The sequence below is a fragment of the Aeromonas crassostreae genome, from assembly GCF_054052445.1.
This window is the reverse complement of the sequence record NZ_JBSTYM010000022.1, coordinates 1-20676: the sequence shown is the minus strand read 5'-3', so window position 1 is coordinate 20676 and position 20676 is coordinate 1. Positions and strand designations below refer to the sequence as shown.

Sequence of the window (20676 nt, the reverse complement as noted above, 5' to 3'; positions counted from 1 at the left end):
AGCAATGGCCTTTGATTTCACTGGCAAGCGGGTCTGGGTGACCGGGGCCGGACGTGGTATCGGCCGCGAGGTGGCGACGCAGTTCGTGGCGGCCGGCGCGGCCGTGGTGGGGCTGGATCTGGCGTTTCCCGAAGCCGACTACCCCTATGCCACCCGGCTGCTCGATATTGGCGACTCGAAGGCGGTCAACGCCTGCTGCGCAGCGCTGCTGGCGGACGGTGGGCTGGATGTGCTGGTGAACGGGGCCGGTGTCTTGCGCCTCGGCCCCGCCGAAACCTTAAGCGATGATGACTGGCACGACTGCATGACGGTCAACGCCAGCGGTGTCTTCTATCTGCTGCGGGCCCTGGTGCCCCACTTCAAGGGACAGCAGCGCGGAGCCATCGTCACCATCGGCTCCAACGCCGCCCATGTGCCGCGCATGCAGATGGCGGCCTATTGCGCCTCCAAGGCGGCGGTCACCAGCCTGACCCAGACGGTAGGGCTGGAGCTGGCCCCCTTCGGCGTGCGGGTCAACCTGGTGTCACCGGGCTCGACGGATACCCCCATGCTGCGCGGCATGCTGCCAAGCGAGGAGGCCATGGCCCGCACCATTGCCGGGTTGCCGGAGCAGTTCAAGCTCGGCATCCCCCTGCGCAAGGTAGCCACCCCGGCGGAGATTGCCCATACCGTCCTCTTCCTGGCCTCGGATCTGGCCAGCCACATCACGCTGCAGGATCTGGTCGTCGACGGTGGCGCCACCCTGAGTGCCTGAGGCTTGAGAAACAGATGAACAATATGATTTTGCTGTTGAAACAGCTGGAACGGCAGGGCGTGAAGCTGGCGCTGAACGACAAGGGCCAGCTTATCTCCCAGTCGAGCAAGGAGGCGGTGACGCCGGCCATTGGCGCCACCATCAAGGCCCACAAGGATGAGCTGGTGCGCTGCCTGGCGGCCCGTGCCGCCTTCGAGGCCCCTATCGCCTCCGAGGGTGCCCGGCAGGGGCCGCTCTCCTCGTCCCAGAGTGGGCTCTGGTTTATCGAGCAGTACGAGGAAGCCTCCCACCTCTACAATATGCCGGTCTATTTTCGCGTTAAGGGAGAGTTGGACACGGCGGCGCTGGAGTTTGCCTTCGACCACCTGTTTGCGCGCCACCCCAGCATGCGCACCCGCTTCATCAAGGACGAGGCGGGCAGGGGGGCGCAGGAGATCCTGCCCCACACGCCCTTCAAATTGCAGATTGAGGACGTGAGCGCAGAGCCCATTGCCGAGCGGGAGGCCTATGTGGCCAGGCGGGTGCGCGAGGAGATCGGGCGCCCCTTCTCCCTGACCCAGGGGGATCTCAGCCGGGTGCACCTGATCCGGCTCGGCAGCCGCGAGCACGTGCTGCTGATCACCCAGCACCACATCATCTCCGACGGCTGGTCGGTCAAGAACATGTTCGCGGATCTCAAGCGCGCCTTTCTTGCCCATCAGAACCGCGAGCCCCTGCAGGTGAGCGAGCTGCCCCTCACCTACATCGACTATGCCCGCTGGTTCAACTCGGACCGTTTTCTCGATTATCACGCCGAGTTCAAGCCGTTCTGGGTCGACCGGCTCGGTGGCAGCCCCGAAGTGCACGGCCTGCCGCTCGACAAGCCGCGCCCGGCCCATCAGGACAGCGGCGGCGAGCTGGTCTTCTCCACCATCGAGAGCGACCTGTGGGAGAGCTTCAAGCGCCTCTGCCAGCGCCACAGCACCTCCAACTTCATCGGTCTGCACGCCCTGTTTGCATTGCTGATGGTGCGCCAGAGCGGCGAGAAGGAGGTGGTGATCGGCACCCCGCTCGCCTATCGCGAGCGTCACGAAATCGAGTCCCTGGTGGGCTTTTTCGTCAATACCCTGGTGCTGCGCACTCAACTCAGCGGCAAGCCCAGCTTTGTCGACTATCTGCAGCAGTGCCGGGAGGAGGATCTGGCGGCCTTCGATCACCAGCTCTACCGCTTCGAGGCGCTGGCCGAGGCCATCGGCGCCGATCGCACCACCGCCATCAACCCCATCTTCCAGATCATGCTGGTCTATCAGGCCAAGGTGGACTTCAACGATCTCATCCCCGGCTGCCAGCTGGTGGAGGAGACCTCGCCTGTGCTGCCGGCCAAGACCGACATCTCGGTCAAGGTGACCGAGCTGATGGACTGTGTCAGGGTGGACTGGCTGTTTGCCACCGCCCTGTTCGAGCGAGAGACCATCCAGGCTCTTGCCGATCGCCTGCTGCACCTGATGCGCGCCGTGGTGGCAGCCCCCGAGACCGACATCTGGCAACTGCCGCTGGAGGCGGGCACCGACCAGGCAGCGCTGGCCGCACAGCTTGCCGACCTGCCGCCGGACTACCCGAGCCGCGACACCCTGCTCTGTCATATCGAGCGGCGGGCTGGGAAGTGCCCGGACGCGCTGGCGGTGAGCGACGGCGCGCAATCGTTGACCTATGGCGAGCTGGAGGTGCGAGCAAACCGGCTGGCCCACTGGTTGCAGGCTCAGGGCGTCACCCCGGGCGCCGCCATCGGCATCCAGGCCAGGCGCGATGTGGCCTTCGTCATCGCCCTGCTCGCCTGCTGGAAGGCGGGGGCGGCCTATGTACCGCTGGATCCTGCCTATCCCGCCGAGCGGCTGGCCCATATCCTCGGCGATGCATCCATCAGCCTGGTGCTGGGCGGCGTGCCGGACCCGCGGCTTGGCGAGGCGCTGGCGAGCACGACGGCCGAGTATCACGATCTGCACGGGCTTGCGCTGGACAAGATGCCAACCAGCACGCCCGCACTGCCTCGGGACGCCGCCATGCTGGCCCAGATCATCTACACCTCCGGCAGTACCGGCCTGCCCAAGGGGGTCATGGTGGAGCAGGGCAGCCTGGTCAACCTGATGGCGGATCACGGTGAGCGCATCGCCCTTGGGAAGGGTGGCGCCATGTTCAACTGCATGTCCCTCTCGTTTGATGCGGGCAACATGACCAGCTTGCTGCCCCTTTACTGCGGCGCGGCCCTGCACTTCGGCGAGCCGGGCGAGGGGGCGATCGGCGCCGCGATCGCTCGGGGTGCCAGCCATATGATTTTGCCGACCGCCCTGCTTGCCAACCTTTTGCCGCCGACCGATCTCGGTTCTCTCAAGGCCATCGGCTTTGGCGGCGAGGCGTGCCCGAGCAGCCTGGTGGAGCGTTGGGGAGAGCGGGTGGCACTCTTCAACATGTACGGCCCGACCGAGTGCACCGTCACCGCGCTCTGCGCGCGGCTCACCCCGGGGGCGCCCATCACAATCGGTCGCCCCGTCAACAACCTGAAGGCGCTGATCCTGGACGAAGGGGGCAACCTCTGCCCGGTGGGGGTACCCGGCGAGCTCTGCCTGGCGGGGCTGGGGCTGGCTCGCGGCTATCTCAATCTGCCGGAGCGCACCCAGGAGGCCTTTATCGAGCTGGCCTTTGATGCAACGAATGAGGAACGTACCCATCGCCTCTATCGCACCGGCGATCGGGCCCTGCTGCGCCGCGATGGCAACATCCAGTATCTCGGTCGGATCGACGAGCAGATCAAGCTGCGGGGCTATCGCATCGAGCCGGGGGAGATAGAGACCCGGCTCGCCGAATTGTGCCCGGTCATCCGCCAGATCAAGGTGGTGGTGCAGGAGGGGCGCCTGCTGGCGTATGCCTGTCTGCATGAGGGGGCGAGCGAGCCGGACGGTGAAGCCCTGCTGCAACGGGCCGGCGAATGCCTGCCCGAATACATGGTGCCGGTGCGACTCTGCTGGCTGCCCGAGATGCCGCTCACCCCCAACGGCAAGCTGGACCTGCGCCGCCTGCCTGCCATTGATTGGCAGCAGAGCAAGGGCGAGCCGCAAAGCGAACTGGAGCAGACTGTGCTCGCCATCTGGCAGGTGGTGCTCAAGCAACCCCTCGGGGTGGAGGATGACTTCTTCCGCTTAGGCGGTGACTCCATCCTCAGCATCCAGCTCACCACCCGGCTGCGGGATGCGGGGCTGCACTGCAGCGTCAAGGACGTGTTCGAAGCCAAGACGGTGCGCCGCCTCTGCCGCCAGCTCGGCCAGCAGCAGGCGGTCAGCCACAGGAGCGAGCAGGGCAGCCTGACCGGCGAGTTCCCGCTCCACCCCATTCAGCACTGGTTCTTCGAGCAGGGCTTTGCCAAGTCCGGTCACTGGAACCAGGGGGTGATCCTGCGCCTGCCGGCCGGGGTGGACGATGCCGCCCTGCGCGGCTGGCTGAATGCGCTGCGCCAGCATCACGATGCCCTGCGTCTGGCGGTGACCCCGACCGGCCAGCGCTACCTGGCCGAACTGCCATTGCCGCCGCTGCCGACCCTGGATGCTGGCAGCCTCGATGAGGCCGAACTGCAGGCCCGCCTGACCGAGCTGCAGGGGGATCTCGACCCCGCCAGCGGCCACACCCTGGCCTGGGCCCGCCTGCGCAATCTCTCCCTCGAGGGGGATCGCGAGGGCGAGACGGTGGAGGGGCTCTTCCTCGCCTTCCATCACCTGGTGATCGATGCGGTCTCCTGGCGCATCCTGGCCGAAGATCTGGCACGGGTGAGCAGGGGCGAGCCGCTGCCCGCCAAGGGCAGCAGCTATCGCCAGTGGGGCGAGGGGCTCGCGGCCTACGCCAAACGGGAGGAGGAGCAGCTTGGTTTCTGGCTGGCTCAGGGTGAAGGCAGCCAGGGTCACCTGCTGGAAGCGGCGCGCCCCCCCCCTGGCCGCCCCCCCCCCCCCGCCAGCCTGCTGCAACTGAGTCAGGAGACCACGGCCCGGCTCATCGACACCGCCAACCAGGCCTACTTCACCCGGGTGCCCGACCTGCTGCTGGCGGCACTGACTCGTACCCTGAGCGAGCAGGGTTACGGCAGCCGTCACTGCGTGATGCTGGAAGGACACGGCCGTGAGGCCATCGATGCTGAACTGGACGTGAGCCGTACCTTGGGCTGGTTCACCAGCACCTACCCGCTGGCGCTGGCGGATGCCGGGGCGTGGGATGCGCTGGTGTGCGCCACCAAGGAGCTGCTGCGCGCCGTACCGGACAAGGGGGTGGGCTTCAACGCCCTGCGGCTGCACCACCCACGTGGGTCTGAGCTGCCCCAGGCCCTGGTGGTCTTCAACTACCTGGGGGTCAGCCATCAGGGCGAGGCCGCTCAGCCCTGGCTGCCCCTGCCGCTGGCACCGGGGGCACCCAGTTCCCCCGACAACCTGCCGCGCGAGCTGGTCAGCCTGCACGGTGGGGTGTTTGATGGCCGCCTCACCCTGCGCCAGGTGGGCGCCCTCAACCAGCCAGCGAGCGACGCCCTGATGGCGCGGCTGGCGGACAACCTGACGGCGTTGGTGGAGCACTGCTGCGCGGTGAAGGCTCCGCGCCACACCCCGAGCGACTTCCCGGGGATCGCTCTCTCGCAAGCCGCGCTCGATCGGGTGCTGAACGGGCGCGAGGTGGAGACGCTGCTGCCCATGACCTCGCTTCAGCAGAGCATGTTCCATCACAGGGCGCTACTGCCCCGGGATCACGCCTATCACTTGCAAACCGAGTTCGACTATCACCAGCCGCTGGACGTGGCGGTCTACCGTCAGGCCTGGCAGGGGCAGATCGCCCTTTGGCCGGCCCTTCGCAGCGGGCTGGTGCTGGCTGACGGGGTCGCGCTGCAGCGCATCCTCAAGCATGCCGAGTTGCCATTCCACTATGAGGACTTGTCTGAAGTGGAAAATGCAGAGGCTCGGGTCCAGGCCTACCGGGAGCAGGATCTGGCCCGCCCGATCCCGCTGGAGCAGGCGCCCCTGCTGCGGCTTGCCTGCTTCAAATTGGCCCCCGATCACCACAAGGTGATCTTCAGCGTCCATCACGGCGTGCTGGATGGCTGGAGCGGCCCCGTGTTGCTGGGCTCCTTGCATCGCGCCTATCAGTCCCTGATGAACGGTTTGTTGCCCCAGCGCGATCCGGATACCGCCTGGCTCGAATTTGGCCGCCATATCGCCAGCCAAGCCCGCAGCGCCGAGGCTTACTGGCAGGGGCGGGAGGAACTGCTAACAAAGCCTAACGATCTCGCCTGCCTGTTCGGGGTGACCCTGGACGCTCGCTCAAGCGGGCGCCACACCCAGCAGCGACCGGCGGTGTGCGCCACGGCGCTGCCGGCCGAGGTGGCGGCCTTGCTCGCCCATCGTGCCCGCGAGCTTGGCGTGACCGCGGGCCTGTTGGCCCAATATGCCTGGCATCGCCTGCTGGCACGTCGCTGTGGCGATGCCGTCACCCTGGTGGGCAACGTGACCCCGGGCCGGGACTATCCCATCGAGGGGATCACCGCGAGCGTCGGGCTCTACATCAACAGCCTGCCGCTGGCCCTGGAGTGGCGCACCGAGCTGACCCTGGCCGAGCATATCGCCAGGTTGCAGTCGGATCTGATGGCCCTCAATGAGCACGGCACCCAGTCGCTCTCGGCGCTGACCAAAGGCCGGGCCCGTCTGTTCCAGAGCCTGTTCGTGTTCGAGAACTACCCCATGCCGGCGGCCCCTGCCGCCCCCGAGCCCCATCAGCTGGTGCCGCGCTTTGGCGCCGTGGTGGAGAAGGTGGAGCTGCCGCTCTCCTTGGTGGTCAGCAGCCGGGGTGAGACGCTCCAGCTGCGCCTCGAATTCGACGGCGAGCAGATCCCCGAGGCCCGGGCCGAGGCGGTGCTGGCTGACTGGCTGGCGGAGCTCGGTTGGCTGGCGCAGGCGGATCTGGGCCAGCCGGCCAGAGTGGCGGCGGCGCCATCCCCGGTGATGCCGCAGGTGGCCACCACCAGGGCGGAGCCCGGCCTGGCTCAGCCACCGGCCGAGGCCCGCGAGCTGGTGGCCCTGTGGGAGCGCCAGTGCGGCGTGCCCGGCATCTGGCAGCAGACCTTGATGGAGCTAGGGGTGGATTCGGTGCAGCAGCTCGCCCTGCTGGCGGCCCTCAATGAGGCGTTTGGCCAGGATCGCGCGCCGCTCACTTTGCAGATGCTCAAGGCCCACCCATCCCCCAGCCGGCTCTATCGGCACTGGCTGGTGCGCCAAACGGAGGCCGTGCTATGACAGTGACCACCAAGAGGGTCCCGGCCCGGCCATCCATGGGAGGCGCCCCCCAGGGGGCGCCCAACCTCGCCTCGCGGCTGGCCGCCTGTCTGGCCGCCACCCCGCTCGCTCCCGCCATCCGTATGGGCGGGGTCGGCATGAATGAGCTTGACAGGAGTGAGCCCGAGACAGCGGAGCCCTGGCTTAGCTACGGCGCGCTCAATGCCAGGGTCGGTCAGATTGCCTCCCGATTTCAGGGGCTGGCGGTGGGGGAGCGGGTCGGCCTCCATCTCTCCCGCAGCCCCGACCTGGTGGCCAGCCTGCTGGCCTGCCTGCGCCTCGGCCTCTGCTTCGTGCCGCTGGAGCCGGACTTTCCGGTGGAGCGGTTGCAGGGGATCGCCCGTCAGGCGCGCCTGTCGGCGGTGATCTGTGACGACGAAGGGACGACGCCGGACTTCGGCTGTCCGCTGCGTACCCTCGACGGGCCGGCAGCGGCAGGGCCCGTCTCCTGGCCCCAGGTGGATGACGCCCTGGCCGCCTACATGATGTTCACCTCGGGCTCCACCGGCGAGCCCAAGGGGGTGGTGATCAGCCGGCGGGCTCTGCTCTGCTTCCTCGACGGGATCCGCGAGCGGCTCGGGCTCTCACCCAGCTGCCACTGGCTCTTCATCACCACCCCGGCCTTCGACATCTCCCTGCTGGAGATGCTGGGGCCGCTTTGGGGCGGAGGCCGGCTGACGGTGGCGGGTGGCGAGCACAACAAGGATCCCCTGGGGATGCTGGCGCTGCTCGAGGCGGACCCCTCCATCAACTGGCTGCAGGCCACCCCGGCCTGCTGGCGCATGCTGCTCAAGGCCGGCTGGCAGGGGCGCGATACCCTCACCGCCCTGTGCGGCGGCGAGGCGCTGGATATGGGGCTGGCCGAGCAGCTCTGTGCCCGCACCCGGCGGCTGTGGAACTGCTACGGACCGACCGAGGCCACCGTCTGGTCCCTGGTGAGCGAGGTGCGCTGGCCGCCGCTTGATGGCCAGATCACCATCAGCCACAGCCTGCCCGGCTATCGCCACTGGGTGCTGGACGAGACGGGGAAGCCGGTGGCCGAGAGGGAGTGCGGCGAGCTCTGCATCGAGAGCCCGGCCCTGTGCGAGGGGTACTGGCGCAAGCCTTCTCTCACCACGGCCGTCTTCTTGCGCCTTGCCACCCATCGCCTCTATCGCACCGGGGACAGGGTGCGGCGGCTGGGGGCGGACCGCTTCCTTTATCTGGGTCGGCGCGACGATCAGGTCAAGTTGCGGGGTTTTCGCATCGAGCTCGGCGAGGTGGAGGCGGGGCTGCGCCGCCAGGCCGGGGTGCAGGAGGCGGCGGTGCGCCTGGTGGGCGAGGGGGATGAGGCCATGCTGGTGGGCTACGTGGAGGCGAAAAGCGGGGTGACCCTCAACCGCCTCGCCTTGCGCAAGGGGCTGCAGGCGACGCTGCCCCACTACATGGTGCCGGCGCGGCTTGTTCTGCTGGATGCCCTGCCCAAGACCGGCAGCGGCAAACTGGACAGAAAAGCGCTGCCCTTGCCGGAGTAGGCGTCTTGCCGAGCCATGGATACAAAGAAGCCCGCATGATGCGGGCTTCTTGTTGGCGGTCAATCACGCGGACTTTATTGGGCGATGGGGGCCGCATCGGGTTTGGCCAGCAGCTGCTCGACGTCATCGATCACCTCGAGGGCCGCCTGGGGGCCGCCGGTGGAGGTCCACAGCGACCCGTCCACGGCGCCAAAGCGCTTGCCCTTGATGGCGGTCAGTTGCTGGAAGGCGGGGGTCTGTTCGGCCTGCTTCATGGCATCCACCGCATCGCCGCTGGTGCTGAGGGTGCCGATCACCAGCCAGTCACCGTCCAGCAGGTTGAGGGACTCGAGACTCAGGGCCGGGGAGTGGGGGGTCTTGTCGCCGATCTGGTGGGCCGGGCGGGTGAGCCCCATCTCGGTGACCACGCTGCTGGCGAAGGTGCCGCCGTGCATGTAGCTCGGCCCCTTTGGGTTCCAGCGCACTATGCTCATCTGCTCCCCCTGGTGCGTGGCAAGCTTGCTGCGGGCCTCGGCCAGGCGGGCCTCATAGCGGGTGAAGAAGGCCTTGGCCTCGGCGCTGCGGTTCATGGCGTCGGCGCTGCGCTCGAAGATGGTCTTCCAGGACTCGCCCCAGTGGCCGGTGACGACTGTGGGGGCGATCTCCTTGAGCAGGGCCAGGAGCTCGGGCTTGGTCTGGCCGGTGAGGATGAGGTCTGGCTCGAGATCGATGAGGGTCTCCAGATTGGGGTTGTCCAGATCCCCGACCACGGAGATCTCCTTGCCCGCCTTGCCGAGCAGATAGCGGGGCAGGGTGGGCTGACCGCGACCGTTGACGGTGCCCACCGGTTGCAGTCCCAGGGTCAGGGCGCTGTCGAGATCGATCTCGCTCAGCACCACGATCCGCTTGGGTTGGGCGGGCACCGCCAGGGTCTTGCCGTCGGCGTCGGTCACCTGACGGGTCTGGGGGTCGGCCTTGGCCTGGAAGCCGACCAAGCTGGCCAGCATCAGCACGGCCGCCAGGGGAGAAGCGATCTTCATCTGTTACATCCTTCTTGGTGAAATCGGGGGAGACAGGACCCCAAACGGGCGCAAACATGCTACCACAAAGGCAAGTGATAACAATTGTCGTTTGTGTTTGTCGCCTCGAGGAGGGAGGTTTTGCTACCATGTCCCCTTCTTGGCAAGGAGCCTGCTATGCCCGCTCTCCCCTCATCCGTCGCCTCGGATCAAGGCTTTATCCGCCATCTGGACAGTCTGCCGCTGCCGGGTGCCAGCCATCTGTCGCTGCAACGGGTCTGCTTCCATCCCGCCGCCTTTACCCCAGATTGCGTCGTGGCTCACGCCATGGCGCTGCCCGCCAGCCTGCAAGGGGCGGCCCCCAAGCGGCTGGGAGAGTTTCTGGCGGGACGCCTCGCGGCCCGTGAGGCCCTGCGCCCCTTCGGCCTGGCGGGATGTACTGTGGCCATAGGCGCGGCCCGGGAGCCCCTCTGGCCCGCCGGGATGGAGGGGAGCATCAGCCACAGCGTGCTGGCGGGGCTGGGGGTGGCGCTCTGTGGGGTGCGCCCCGCAGAGGGGGGCATGGGACTGGATCTGGAGGCCTGGCTGGGGGATGAGCAGGGGCGCCAGCTCTGGCCCGGCATCATGGATGAGGAGGAGTGGGGGCGGCTGGCGGCCGGTGCCCGCGCCGCCCAGCTGAGCAGGGCGGAGGGGCTCACCCTGGTGTTTTCTGCCAAGGAGAGCCTGTTCAAGGCGCTCCATCCCAGAGTGGGGCGCTATTTTGACTTTCTCGACGCCCGCTGGCTGGGGATGACGGAGCAGACACTCACTCTCGAGCTCAAGACGGCCCTGACCCCGACCCTGCCCGCCGGTTGGCGCGCCACCCTGCACTGGCAGCCGCTGCCGGGTGGGGTGCTCACCGCCCTGCTGCTGTGAGGGGCCGGGGCTTGTCTCCTGCCAGTGCCAGACGGCGGTTTCTTTGTCTCAATCTCAGGCCTGCTTCATGGCTGGGGTCTGGGGGCGGCGGCGCGGCACTATGATGGGGGCGCCGTCGCCGGGGGCGTGCAGTATGTCCACGTCGGTCTGGTAGAGGCGGTCGATGAGGGACTTGGTCACCACCTCCCGGGCTGGTCCCATGGCCTGGATGCCCCCCTCGCCGATGGCGATCAGCTCGTCACAGTAGCGGGCGGCGGTGGCGAGATCGTGGATCACGATCAGCACCGTCTTGCCCTCGGCGGTGATCTGGTGGATCGCCTCCATCACCTCGGTCTGGTGGCCTATGTCCAGGGCGCTGGTGGGCTCATCCAGCAAGATGAGATCCGCATCCTGGGCCAGCACCATGGCGAGCCAGACCCGCTGGGCCTGGCCACCGGACAGGGAACTGGCGCTCTGCTGCAATATCTCCCCGAGCTGCATCCGCTCGCAGGCCCAGCGCACCATGCGGGCATCTTCCTGGCTCCACTGATTGAACCAGCCCTGATGGGGGTGGCGGCCGTACTGCACCAGCTGTTCGACCTGGATGCCGGCGGGCACCAGGGGGCGCTGGGGCAGGTAGGCCAGTTCCCGGGCCAGGGCCTTCTTGTCGTAGCTGCCAAGGGGCCTGCCCTTGAGCAGTATCTCGCCGCCCTGGGGCAGCTCCTGGCCCGCCAGCAGCTTGAGCAGGGTGGATTTGCCGCCCCCATTGGGGCCGACGATCCCCACCAGCTTGCCCTGGGGGATGGTGACGTTGATGTCCTTGAAGACGGGCTTTTGCTGATAGCCGAAGTGAAGGCGGTTAACGGTGAGCGTCATCAGTCGGTTCTCTGTCTGTCTTTGATGAGAAGGAACAGCAGCAGTATGCCGCCAAGAATACGGGTCATGATGCCGGTGGCCACCTCATGGGGGCTGGCCAGCACCCGCACCAGGGTGTCGCTTGCCAGCAGCAGCAGGGCGCCGCACAGGGCGGCAATCCAGAGCGGCACGATGCGATCCCGGCTGAGCCAGGAGGCGAGGATGGGGGCCGCCATGGCGATGAAGACCACGGGGCCGCCGATGGCGGTGCCAAGGGCCGCGACGACGATGGCCTGGGCCAGCACCCCGATCTGCACCCGGTTCACATTGACCCCCAGGCTCTGGGCGGTGACGGGTCCCAGGCGCAGCACGCCGAGGGCGCGGGAGAGGTAGACTACCCAGGGGCAGATGAGCAGGATCAGTATCCCCACCGGCAGCACTGTGCCGTAACCCTGACCGACGAAGTTGCCCATGTTCCACAGGTAGAGGCTGGTGAGGTGCACCAGGGACTGGGTGGACATCACGAACTGGCCGAGGGCGCTCATCAGCTCGGAGACGCCGATGCCGATCACCACGAACAGGTAGCCCTGCTCCCCCGGCTTGTTGCACAGGGCATAGAGCACGGCGGCGGCAAACAGGGCGCCGAGCGGTGCGGCCCACCAGGGCCAGGTGCCGAGGGTCAGATAGAGGGAGAAGATGATGATGGCCAAGGAGGCCCCCTCGTTGACCCCTATCATATCCGGGGTGGCGAGGCGGTTGCGAATGAGGGTCTGCACCAGGCAGCCGGAGAGGCCCATGGCGGCGCCGGCCACCAGCACCGCCAGGATGCGCGGCAACCGCAGCTTGAAGACGGTGACCTGGTCGAGTCGACTCCCCTCGCCAAGCAGTGTCTGTATGACCCCCACCATGGTGATCTTGCCGGAACCCAGGGTGAGGGCCAGCAGGGAGAGCAGGATGAGGGCGATCAGCAGCCCGAGCGTGATCAGCCAGGCGCGGCGATCCAGCAGCAATGCGCCTCCCCCCAGTCGCAGGGAGAAGGTGCCGGAGGGGAGGGAAAGCGGAGTCTTGTTCATGGGATTTCTCATCGAGCAGGGCGACCTTATTTGACGGCCAGCAGGGAGCGGAAGCCGCCGCCGCGCACCACCAGGATGAGCACGGGGGCGCCGACCAGCGCCAGGATCACCCCGTTGGGCAGCTCGAACGGCTGGATCAGCCAGCGAGCCAGGATGTCGGTGCCGAGCAGAAACAGCACCCCGAACAGGGCGGAGAAGCGCACCTGGATGGCGAGGCGCACCGGCTCCACCAGGCGGGCGCAGTAGGCGGCGAGAAAACCGACGAAGCCGATGGGGCCGGCGATGGCGATGGCGCAGGCGGTGAACAGGGTGGCGGCCAGGAGCACGCCGATGCGCACCCGGGTCGGCCGTATGCCGAGCGCCTGGGCCTGGGTGTCCCCCATCTGCATCAGGGTGAGCTGGCGACACAGCGCCAGGGTCAGCAGCAGACCGGCCAGGGCGAAGGGGATCACGGTGAGCACGGCGTCGAGATCCGACGCGGCCAGGGATCCCAGATTCCAGAAACGGAACTGCTCCAGCACCACCTTGTTTGAGAGCAGCAGGAAGTTGGAGAGGCCGCCGAAGGTGGCGGAGAGGGCGACCCCCACCAGGATGAGCTTGAGGGGGTTGGCGCGCCCCACCATGAGGCCTAGGCCGAGCACGATGAGGTTGCCGAGCAGGGCCCCCATGCCGGACCAGAGCAGGTAACCGTAGGCGGATTCGACCCCGAACCAGGTGAGCCCTATCACCAGGGCGAACACGGCGCCGGCGTTGACCCCGAGCAGGCCGGGCTCGGCCAGGGGATTGCGGGTGGCGCTTTGCAGCATGGAGGCCGCGAGCGCGAGGCAGACGCCCACCACCAGGGCACACAGGGTGCGGGGCAGGCGCAAGGTATTGATTATCATGGCGAGTTTTTCATCGGCCACCAGGGCGGGATCGCCCAGCAGAAATCCGGCGACCTCGCGGCCACCATAGACACCGGCACCTGTGGCCAGTGACAGACAAATCAGCAGGAAGAGCAGCAGCACGCCGAGCCAGAACAGCCGAGCTTGGTATCTGAGCACTCAATGACTCCTTCAATACGGGGCGGCAGAAACGCAAAAAGGGAGCCCGCTTGGGCTCCCGCATACAGGGTGGATTACAGCTTGTACTCTACGCCGGCGTAGACGCTGCGACCTTCCAGGATGAAGTCGGCATCGGTGGCGGTCTGGTCACGCTGGGTGTTGGTCAGGTTGGTGATACCCAGCTTGAAGTCCAGGGCCGGGGTGACGGTCCAGTTGGTGTTCACGTCCAGGGTCTGGTAGTGCTTGGCGCGCAGCACCTCGCCCTTGACCGGGACCGTCATGGACTGACTACCCACATACTGCCAGGCCAGGTTGGCGCTGACCACGTCGCTCGCCTGCCAGTCCAGGCTGAGGTTGCCGGTGTGATCCGGGGTCTTGGTGAGATCCTCGCCTGTGCTGCGATCCTCGGAATCCAGCAGGGTCCAGTTACCCGCCAGCTTGACATTGTCCAGCACGTCGAACCAGCCGGTCAGCTCCAGCCCCTTGATGCGGGCCTTCTTGATGTTCTGGTAGGTCATGACGGAAGGCATGTAACCCTGGGCAGGGCGCCACTGATCGCTCTGGATCAGATCCTCGATCTCGTTGTGGAAGGCGGTGACGCCGGCGCCGAAGCGATCGGCCTGGTAGGCGGTCCCGAATTCATAGCTGACGGCGGTTTCCGGTTTCAGATCCGCACTGCCCACGACCTGGCAGCGGCCACGGCAGGCGGTGGTGGCGAAGCCTTCGCTGGACTGGGCCAGGGTGGGCGCCTTGAACGCCTTGCCGATGCCGCCCTTGAGCACCCATTCGTCGCTCAGGGAGTAGAGGGCGTAGGCGCGCGGGCTGAACTCGTTGCCATAGGTCTCGTGGTGATCCAGACGACCGGAGAGGGTCAGGGCCAGATCCCCCAGGCTGAACTCGTCTTGCAGGTAGACGGCGCTCTGGTTGGCGCTGACGCTGCCATTGGCGATGCTGCGGCTGTGCTCGAGTTCGGTGTCGCGGAACTCGGCGCCTGAGGTGAGCAGGTGATCTCCCAGGTAGCCGCTGACCTGACCGTCCACCGTGTGGTTGGTCTGGGTGACATCGGCGGCGCCGCCATTGAGCTCGGAGTCATCCATCAGGTCGGTCTGTTCGAAGTAGTAGCGAACCCGGCTGTCGAAGTGCTGCCAGCGGCCGTTGTGAGTCAGCCCCAGGCTCAGGCGGTCGAGCTCCTGCACGTTGTGGGGGGTCGCCACTGCGGTGGCGGCGCGGGGCACGTTGTTGAAGTAGCTGTCCATATCGTTCTGGTTGTAGCCCAGATCGAAATCGATGTCCTGGTTGTCCGCCACCAGCCACTTCAGGCTGGAGAGCACATTGACCACTTCGCGTTTTTCCAGGGCATCGGCGTCCGGGTTGTTGCTCTGCTCGCTCTTCCAGTTGTCACGCTGATAGCCTTCCACCACCAGGCTGCCCAGCAGGGTGTTGTCGATGAGGGAGCCGGAGACGAAGGCGCTGCCCTGGTTGGCGTCACCGCCCTCGCCCTTGGTGGGCATGGTGTGGGTGTAGGCCACGGCGGCTTCGGTCTTATCCTTGGCCTGGCGCAGGATCACGTTGACCACGCCCCCCAGGGCATCGGCACCGTACAGGGAGGAGACGGGGCCACGGATCACCTCGATGCGCTCGATGGCGGCCATGGGGATGGAGCTCAAGTCGAAGTCGTTGCCATAGGCGCTGCCCAGGGTCTCGCGGGCGTTGACCCGCTTGCCGTTGACCAGCAGCAGGGTGTAGTCGCCGCCCATGCCACGGATCTTGATCTCGTTGCGGCCGGTGGGATTGGTGCCGATGATGTTGACGCCGGGCACATGCTTGAGGGCATCGCCGATGTTGTTGACGTTCATCTTGTCCAGATCGGCGCGGGTCACCACGGAGACGCTGGCCGGCGCCGTCAGCTCGGTGTGCTTGGTCTGGGTGGCCGTGACCACCATGGTCTCGTTGGCCTTGGGCGCGTCAGCCTGGGCCAGGGCCGGCAGGGCCAGCAGACCGAGGGAGAGCAGGCTGGTTTGCAGCGGGTTCAAGCGAAAACCTGGGGTGAACTGCATGGTCAAAACTCCATTTAACGTGTTTATTGTTGAGGAAAAACAGGTAATTAGACTCACTCACTTCCTTGCCTGACCGAAGGGGCAGACTCATTGTTGTTATGGGCGTATCTCAGCGCCCTGAGCAGCGCCACCACGCCCAGACAGGCGAGCAGGGTGCAGGCGATGTTGAGCCAGGCCAGGTCGGCAAAGCCCAGCAGGCGGGCCTGTTCATCCGATTGCAGATAGCGGGCAGACCCCAGGCTGGCGAGCCCGGCGGCAATATTGGTGACCGTGCCCTGAAAGGACATGAAGGCGGCGCGCTGCTGGGGCGGGGGAATGGCCGCGGTGATGGCGAGGGTGGTGCTGGCGCGGGCCGAGCTCAGGGCCATGAAGAGGGTAAACAGCAGATAGACGGGCACCCCCACCGGGGTGGCGAAGCCGAGCAGGGTGACCAGGGCCAGCAGCAGGCTGGTGATCAGGATGGCGCCCATGGCGCGGCCCTTGTCTATCCAGCCGCCGCACAGACGCATGGTGGCCATGCTGGCCAGACCGCCGCACAGATAGAGGCTGGCAATCTGCTCGCGGGGGAAGCCGAGGTTGAACTGGAAATAGTTGGCAAAGTGCGGGATCAGCAGGAAGTGACCGGCCATCTGCAACGCCAGAATGGCGAGGGCGCCCTGACACAGAGGAGAGGCCATCAGGCGCCAGATCCCGCCATGTCCCGCCCCCTGCCTGACCGGCAGGGAGGGGATGAGCACCCCGGCGGCCAGGGTCAGCAGCAGTCCGGCGGCGCCGAGCAGCAGGAAGGGGCTCTGCCAGCCAGACCAGTGGGAGAGGGTGAGGGCGATGGGCACGATCAGGATGGCGGCAAGGGAGAAGGCCATGCCCACATAGGCGAGCTTGCGGCCCCGCTCGGCCGGGGGCACCAGATCCAGCACGGCCGCCATCAGGATGGCGGAGAGGGGACCGGCGACGCAGCCGGAGAGAATGAACAGGATCAGCAGTTGCTGGCTGTTCTGGGCCAGGGCGCAGGCGATCAGCAGGGTGAAGCGCAGTGTCAGCAGCAGCAACAGGGCCGGGCGGCGATTGAAGCGATCGAGCCAGGGGGCGGCCAGGAGTCCCACCAGGGCCGCCCCCAGGGTGGCGCCCCCGCTGAAGTAGCCGGTCTGCTCGGGGGCCATGGCAAGGGCGAGCACCAGCTCGGCGCCAAGGGGCATCACCATCATCATGCTACCCATGGATAACATGTTGATTAACAGCGCTAAATGTATGACGGCCGCCGGTCTGGCACCCTGGAAAAAAGGGATCACAAGAGTCTTCTCGAGCACAGGAGCCCGAATTCTATCCGAGGATTTTTTTCATGACAACAAATGATAATTGTTTTTATTTGTATTGTGAGGCGCTTCTCTCGCCGCCTTGTGGGCGCCAGATGGCCTCTTCTTTGCCCCGCCGCCCGCCGCCCAGCCCGCAGATCCCCATCATCCGCCACCCCAGGGCCAAGCTGGGCCTGCTGGCGGTGCAGCATCTGGTGAGCCGGATCCGCAACCAGGCCCTGGAGGTCGAGTCCATGAGGGTGCAGCCTGAGCTTATCGTTCGTCGCTCGCTCAAGTCCCTGGGCTGACGGCGCCACGAGTGCCATGAACCAGAAACCCCCTCGCTGGCGAGGGGGTTTCTGTTTTTGGGGCGCCTCAGGCCTTGAGGCCGAGCCGCCTGGCGAGGCGGTGCAGGTTGCCGCCGTCCAGATCCAGCGCCCGGGCGGTGGCCGCCCAGTTGCCGTCATGAGTCGCCAGGGTCTGCTCGATGAGCTGGCGCTGGAACAGATCGGTGGCGGCGCGAAGACCCAGGCCCGGGACGGCCTGGGGGGCTGGCTGGCGGGGGGCGTCGGCGGGCAGGGGCGAGCTCGTCGCCCCCAGGTTGAAGTGATGGGGGGCCAGTGCGGGTGAGGGGCTGCCCTGCTCGGCCCTGGCCAGCACGGCGGCGCGGTGGATGGCGTGTTCGAGTTCGCGCACATTGCCCGGCCAGTCGTGGCCCTCGAGCAGCGCCAGGGCGTCTGGCTGGATGCGCAGCTGCTCCAGCCCCAGGCCGAGGCGGCAGCGTTCGCAGAAATAACCGGCCAGCAGGGGGATGTCGCCGGGGCGTTCGCGCAGCGCCGGGGCCTGGATCGGGAAGACGCTCAGCCGGTGGTAGAGATCGCTTCGGAACTGTCCCTCGACCACCGCCTGCTTCAGGTCCCGGTTGGTGGCCGCCAGGATGCGCACATTGACCTTGAGGGGGGTGTCGTCACCGATCCGCTGCAGATCGCCGTATTGCAGCACCCGCAGCAGCTTGGCCTGCAGCGCCAGGGAGAGCTCGCCGATTTCGTCGAGAAAGAGGGTGCCCCTGTCCGCCAGCTCGAACTTGCCCGCCCTGTGGTGGATGGCGCCGGTGAAGGCCCCCTTCACGTGGCCGAACAGCTCGCTCTCGGCCACCGACTCCGGCAGGGCGGCGCAGTTGAGGTAGACCAGGGGCGCCTTGGCGCGGGGTGAGCCCTGATGCACCGCCTTGGCGATCAGCTCCTTGCCCACACCGGTTTCCCCCAAAATCAGCACGTTCAGCTCGGAGCCCGCCACCACCTCGATCTCGTGGCGCAGCCGGGCCATGGCGGGGGAGTGGCCTATCATCTCCGGCTGACCCGGGCCGCTCTGGTTGGCGGGGGCCAGCGGCTCGCTGCTCTGGCGGGCGAGCCGTTCCAGCAGCAGGGCATTGTCGAGGGCGGCGGCGGCCAGGGTGCCCACCAGCCGCAGCTCCTCGTCGCTGATGCCGTCGAACTGGGCCGGGTTCATGCCGTCTATGGTCAGGGCGCCGATCAGCGTCTGATCCGAGAAGAGCGGCAGGCCGACGCAGGCGTGCACCTTGAAGTCGTCGTGATCCGGGATCAGGCCGTCATAGGGGTCGGGCAGGGCGCTGTCGGCGGGGAAGCGCACCACGTCGCCGGCGCGGGCGATGGCCTCGAGGCGCGGGTGATCCTTGAGGGCGAAGCGGCGGCCCAGCACGTCCTGCATCAGGCCGTCGATGGCGAGCGGGATGAACTGGCCCCCCTCGTAGCGCAGCAGGGCCGAGGCATCGGAGTTGAGCAGGCTGCGCACGCTCTGGATCAGGCGGTGGAATCTGTCCTGACGGGAGATGCCGAGTTGCAGGTCGAGGGCGATGCGCGCCAGGCTGTCGGTCGAGATCACGATACTTGTCCAAATGACAGTGTGTTTGTGATTATGACTATGCCCGGTAACTGTCGTAATGACAATTCATGATTTTCATTTCTTGTAAAAACAATAAGTTATAACTTGGCACGCCTGCTGCAATAGGGAATTCAGTCGAACATCCACTATTGCATTCGAGGAACTGCCTGATGAGCATTCACGTCAAGAACAACATCCACTGGGTCGGCCAACGGGACTGGGAGGTGCGCGACTTCCACGGCACCGAGTACAAGACCCACAAGGGCACCAGCTACAACAGCTACCTCATCCGCGAAGGGAAGAACGTGCTGATCGACACCGTCGATCACAAGTTCAGCCGCGAATTCGTGCAGAACCTGGCGGCCGAGATCGATCTTAGCCTCATCGACTATGTGGTGATCAACCACGCCGAGGAGGATCACGCCGGTGCCCTGACCGAGCTGATGGCCCGCATCCCCGGCACCCCCATCTACTGCACCCACAACGCCATCGACTCCATCACAGGCCACCACCACCACCCGGAGTGGAACTTCCAGCCGGTGAAAACCGGTGACAGCCTGGATATCGGCAACGGCAAGCAGCTGGTGTTCATCGAGACCCCCATGCTGCACTGGCCCGACAGCATGATGACCTACATGACCGAGGACGCCGTGCTCTTCTCCAACGACGCCTTCGGCCAGCACTACTGCGACGAGCACCTGTTCAACGACGAGGTGGATCAGACCGAGTTGATGGAGCAGTGCCAGCGCTACTACGCCAATATCCTCACCCCCTTCAGCCCCCTGGTGACCGCCAAGATCAAGGAGGTGCTCGGCTTCAACCTACCGGTGAGCATGGTGGCCACCTCCCACGGCATCGTCTGGCGCGAGGACCCCACCCAGATCATCCTGAAATACCTGGAGTGGGCCGACCACTATCAGGAAGACCGCATTACCCTGTTCTACGACTCCATGTCGAGCAACACCCGCATGATGGCCGACGCCATCGCCCAGGGCATCCACGAGGTGGACCCGGGGGTGGCGGTGAAGATCTACAACGTGGCCCGCCACGACAAGAACGAGATCCTGACCCAGGTGTTCCGCTCCAAGGGGATACTGGTGGGCTCCTCCACCATGAACAACGTCATGATGCCCAAGGTGGCGGGCATGCTCGAAGAGATCACCGGCCTGCGTTTTCGCAACAAGCGTGCCTCGGCCTTCGGCAGCTACGGCTGGACCGGCGGCGCGGTGGACCGCATCCAGACCCGGCTGATGGACGCAGGCTTCGACATCAGCATTTCCCTCAAGGCCAAGTGGCGCCCGGATGGCTCGGCGCTGGCCCTGTGCCGCGAGCACGGTCGTCAGCTCGCCCGTCAGTGGGCGTTGCACCCGCTGGAGGCTCCCCGTCCGATCACCGCGACTCAGACTGCGGAGACGCCTGCCCCCGCGCTGCCTGCTACCGTGGCTACTGAGCCGAAAGCCGCACCAGCTGTCGGTGAATGGGACGACGATCAGGCCATGCTCTGCACCGTCTGCCAGTGGGTCTATGACCCGGCCCAGGGTGAGCCGGATCAGCTGGTGGCGCCGGGTACCCCCTGGGCCCAGGTGCCGGAGAGCTTCCTCTGCCCCGGCTGCGGCATCGGCAAGGAGGTGTTCGAGCCCTGCGCCGTGGAGGCCTGCGTATGAGTGCCATCTCCCAGCGCGACGAGATAGTGGTGATCGGCAGCGGCTTCGCCGCCCAGCAGCTGGTCAAGAGCCTGCGCAAGCTGGACGCCGAGCAGCCCATCCGCCTCATCACCGCCGACAGCGGCGACGAGTACAACAAGCCGGATCTCAGCCACGTGGTGAGCCGAGGCAGCCCTGCCGCGGCCATGACCCGGCTGAGCGGCAGTGACTTTGCCGAGCAGCCGCGCATAGCGCTGCGGCCCCACAGCCCTGTGGCCGGCCTCGCCCCCCGTCGGCGCCCCCGGTTGCCCGCGCAGGG

12 protein-coding genes and 2 pseudogenes are annotated in these 20676 nt (G+C 66.6%); 7 read left to right on the top strand and 7 right to left on the bottom strand.

The annotated features are described in order from the left end of the window. Positions 1–4 precede the first annotated feature (4 nt). Genes amoA through amoH form a run of 3 tightly spaced genes read left to right on the top strand, consistent with a single transcriptional unit; the run spans position 5 to position 8600 of the window. Positions 5–754 (top strand): amonabactin biosynthesis protein AmoA, encoded by a 750-nt coding sequence (gene amoA / locus ACW5W4_RS15410; RefSeq protein WP_456689969.1) that lies wholly within the window; start codon positions 5–7, stop codon positions 752–754. A 14-nt stretch (positions 755–768) separates the two neighbouring features. Beyond that, entirely contained in the window at positions 769–7047 is a 6279-nt protein-coding gene (gene amoG / locus ACW5W4_RS15405) for an amonabactin biosynthesis non-ribosomal peptide synthetase AmoG (RefSeq protein WP_456689968.1), read from the top strand. 35 nt (positions 7048–7082) lie between these two features. Continuing rightward, on the top strand, positions 7083–8600 hold the full coding sequence (gene amoH / locus ACW5W4_RS15400; RefSeq protein WP_456689989.1) for an amonabactin biosynthesis glycine adenylation protein AmoH: 1518 nt from the start codon (positions 7083–7085) through the stop codon (positions 8598–8600). A gap of 74 nt (positions 8601–8674) precedes the next feature. Here the strand turns inward: amoH and ACW5W4_RS15395 are convergent, their stop codons facing one another. Beyond that, positions 8675–9619: an ABC transporter substrate-binding protein gene (locus ACW5W4_RS15395; protein WP_456689967.1), complete on the bottom strand. Its 945-nt coding sequence runs from the start codon at positions 9617–9619 to the stop codon at positions 8675–8677. Positions 9620–9775: 156 nt separating this feature from the next. Here ACW5W4_RS15395 and ACW5W4_RS15390 point away from each other — a divergent pair, with 156 nt between their 5' ends. Then, positions 9776–10513 (top strand): 4'-phosphopantetheinyl transferase family protein, encoded by a 738-nt coding sequence (locus ACW5W4_RS15390; protein ID WP_456689966.1) that lies wholly within the window; start codon positions 9776–9778, stop codon positions 10511–10513. Positions 10514–10567: 54 nt separating this feature from the next. On the opposite strand, the gene ACW5W4_RS15385 is transcribed toward ACW5W4_RS15390, so the two are convergent. From ACW5W4_RS15385 to ACW5W4_RS15365, 5 genes are all read right to left on the bottom strand, one after another. Then, positions 10568–11368 (bottom strand): amonabactin ABC transporter ATP-binding protein, encoded by an 801-nt coding sequence (locus ACW5W4_RS15385; RefSeq protein WP_456689965.1) that lies wholly within the window; start codon positions 11366–11368, stop codon positions 10568–10570. Continuing rightward, the gene (locus ACW5W4_RS15380) at positions 11368–12432 is read right to left on the bottom strand and encodes an amonabactin ABC transporter permease subunit 1 (protein ID WP_456689964.1); all 1065 of its coding nucleotides are present in this window, start codon (positions 12430–12432) and stop codon (positions 11368–11370) included. The genes ACW5W4_RS15385 and ACW5W4_RS15380 overlap by 1 nt, the downstream gene beginning before the upstream one ends. A gap of 14 nt (positions 12433–12446) precedes the next feature. After that, positions 12447–13463, bottom strand: coding sequence for an amonabactin ABC transporter permease subunit 2 (locus ACW5W4_RS15375; protein WP_408795286.1), 1017 nt, complete (start codon positions 13461–13463; stop codon positions 12447–12449). Between the two features lie 74 nt (positions 13464–13537). Next, complete coding sequence (locus tag ACW5W4_RS15370) at positions 13538–15520, bottom strand: siderophore amonabactin TonB-dependent receptor (RefSeq protein WP_456689963.1); 1983 nt, start codon at positions 15518–15520, stop codon at positions 13538–13540. Positions 15521–15573: 53 nt separating this feature from the next. Beyond that, a complete protein-coding gene (locus ACW5W4_RS15365; protein ID WP_456689962.1) occupies positions 15574–16746 on the bottom strand; it encodes an MFS transporter in 1173 nt (390 codons plus the stop codon). A 215-nt stretch (positions 16747–16961) separates the two neighbouring features. Between ACW5W4_RS15365 and ACW5W4_RS15360 the strand changes: the two are divergent. After that, a pseudogene (locus tag ACW5W4_RS15360) lies at positions 16962–17120 on the top strand (transcriptional repressor PurR); the annotation flags it as partial. 67 nt (positions 17121–17187) lie between these two features. Here the strand turns inward: ACW5W4_RS15360 and norR are convergent. After that, a complete protein-coding gene (gene norR, locus ACW5W4_RS15355; RefSeq protein ID WP_456689961.1) occupies positions 17188–18714 on the bottom strand; it encodes a nitric oxide reductase transcriptional regulator NorR in 1527 nt (508 codons plus the stop codon). Positions 18715–18884: 170 nt separating this feature from the next. Between norR and norV the strand changes: the two genes are divergently transcribed. Then, positions 18885–20378: an anaerobic nitric oxide reductase flavorubredoxin gene (norV, locus tag ACW5W4_RS15350; protein ID WP_456689960.1), complete on the top strand. Its 1494-nt coding sequence runs from the start codon at positions 18885–18887 to the stop codon at positions 20376–20378. After that, positions 20375–20676 (top strand): annotated as a pseudogene (locus tag ACW5W4_RS15345) (NADH:flavorubredoxin reductase NorW); the annotation flags it as partial. The gene norV and the pseudogene ACW5W4_RS15345, both read left to right, overlap by 4 nt.

What these genes read in the sequence shown, in the direction of transcription:
- ACW5W4_RS15390 (WP_456689966.1), top strand. Translation starts at nt 9,776, where the DNA reads ATGCCCGCTCTCCCCTCATCCGTCGCCTCGGATCAAGGCTTTATCCGC.
- ACW5W4_RS15365 (WP_456689962.1), bottom strand. Translation starts at nt 16,746, where the DNA reads ATGTTATCCATGGGTAGCATGATGATGGTGATGCCCCTTGGCGCCGAG.
- amoH (WP_456689989.1), top strand. Translation starts at nt 7,083, where the DNA reads ATGGGAGGCGCCCCCCAGGGGGCGCCCAACCTCGCCTCGCGGCTGGCC.
- ACW5W4_RS15370 (WP_456689963.1), bottom strand. Translation starts at nt 15,520, where the DNA reads ATGCAGTTCACCCCAGGTTTTCGCTTGAACCCGCTGCAAACCAGCCTG.
- amoG (WP_456689968.1), top strand. Translation starts at nt 769, where the DNA reads ATGAACAATATGATTTTGCTGTTGAAACAGCTGGAACGGCAGGGCGTG.
- ACW5W4_RS15380 (WP_456689964.1), bottom strand. Translation starts at nt 12,432, where the DNA reads ATGAGAAATCCCATGAACAAGACTCCGCTTTCCCTCCCCTCCGGCACC.
- amoA (WP_456689969.1), top strand. Translation starts at nt 5, where the DNA reads ATGGCCTTTGATTTCACTGGCAAGCGGGTCTGGGTGACCGGGGCCGGA.
- ACW5W4_RS15395 (WP_456689967.1), bottom strand. Translation starts at nt 9,619, where the DNA reads ATGAAGATCGCTTCTCCCCTGGCGGCCGTGCTGATGCTGGCCAGCTTG.
- ACW5W4_RS15385 (WP_456689965.1), bottom strand. Translation starts at nt 11,368, where the DNA reads ATGACGCTCACCGTTAACCGCCTTCACTTCGGCTATCAGCAAAAGCCC.
- norV (WP_456689960.1), top strand. Translation starts at nt 18,885, where the DNA reads ATGAGCATTCACGTCAAGAACAACATCCACTGGGTCGGCCAACGGGAC.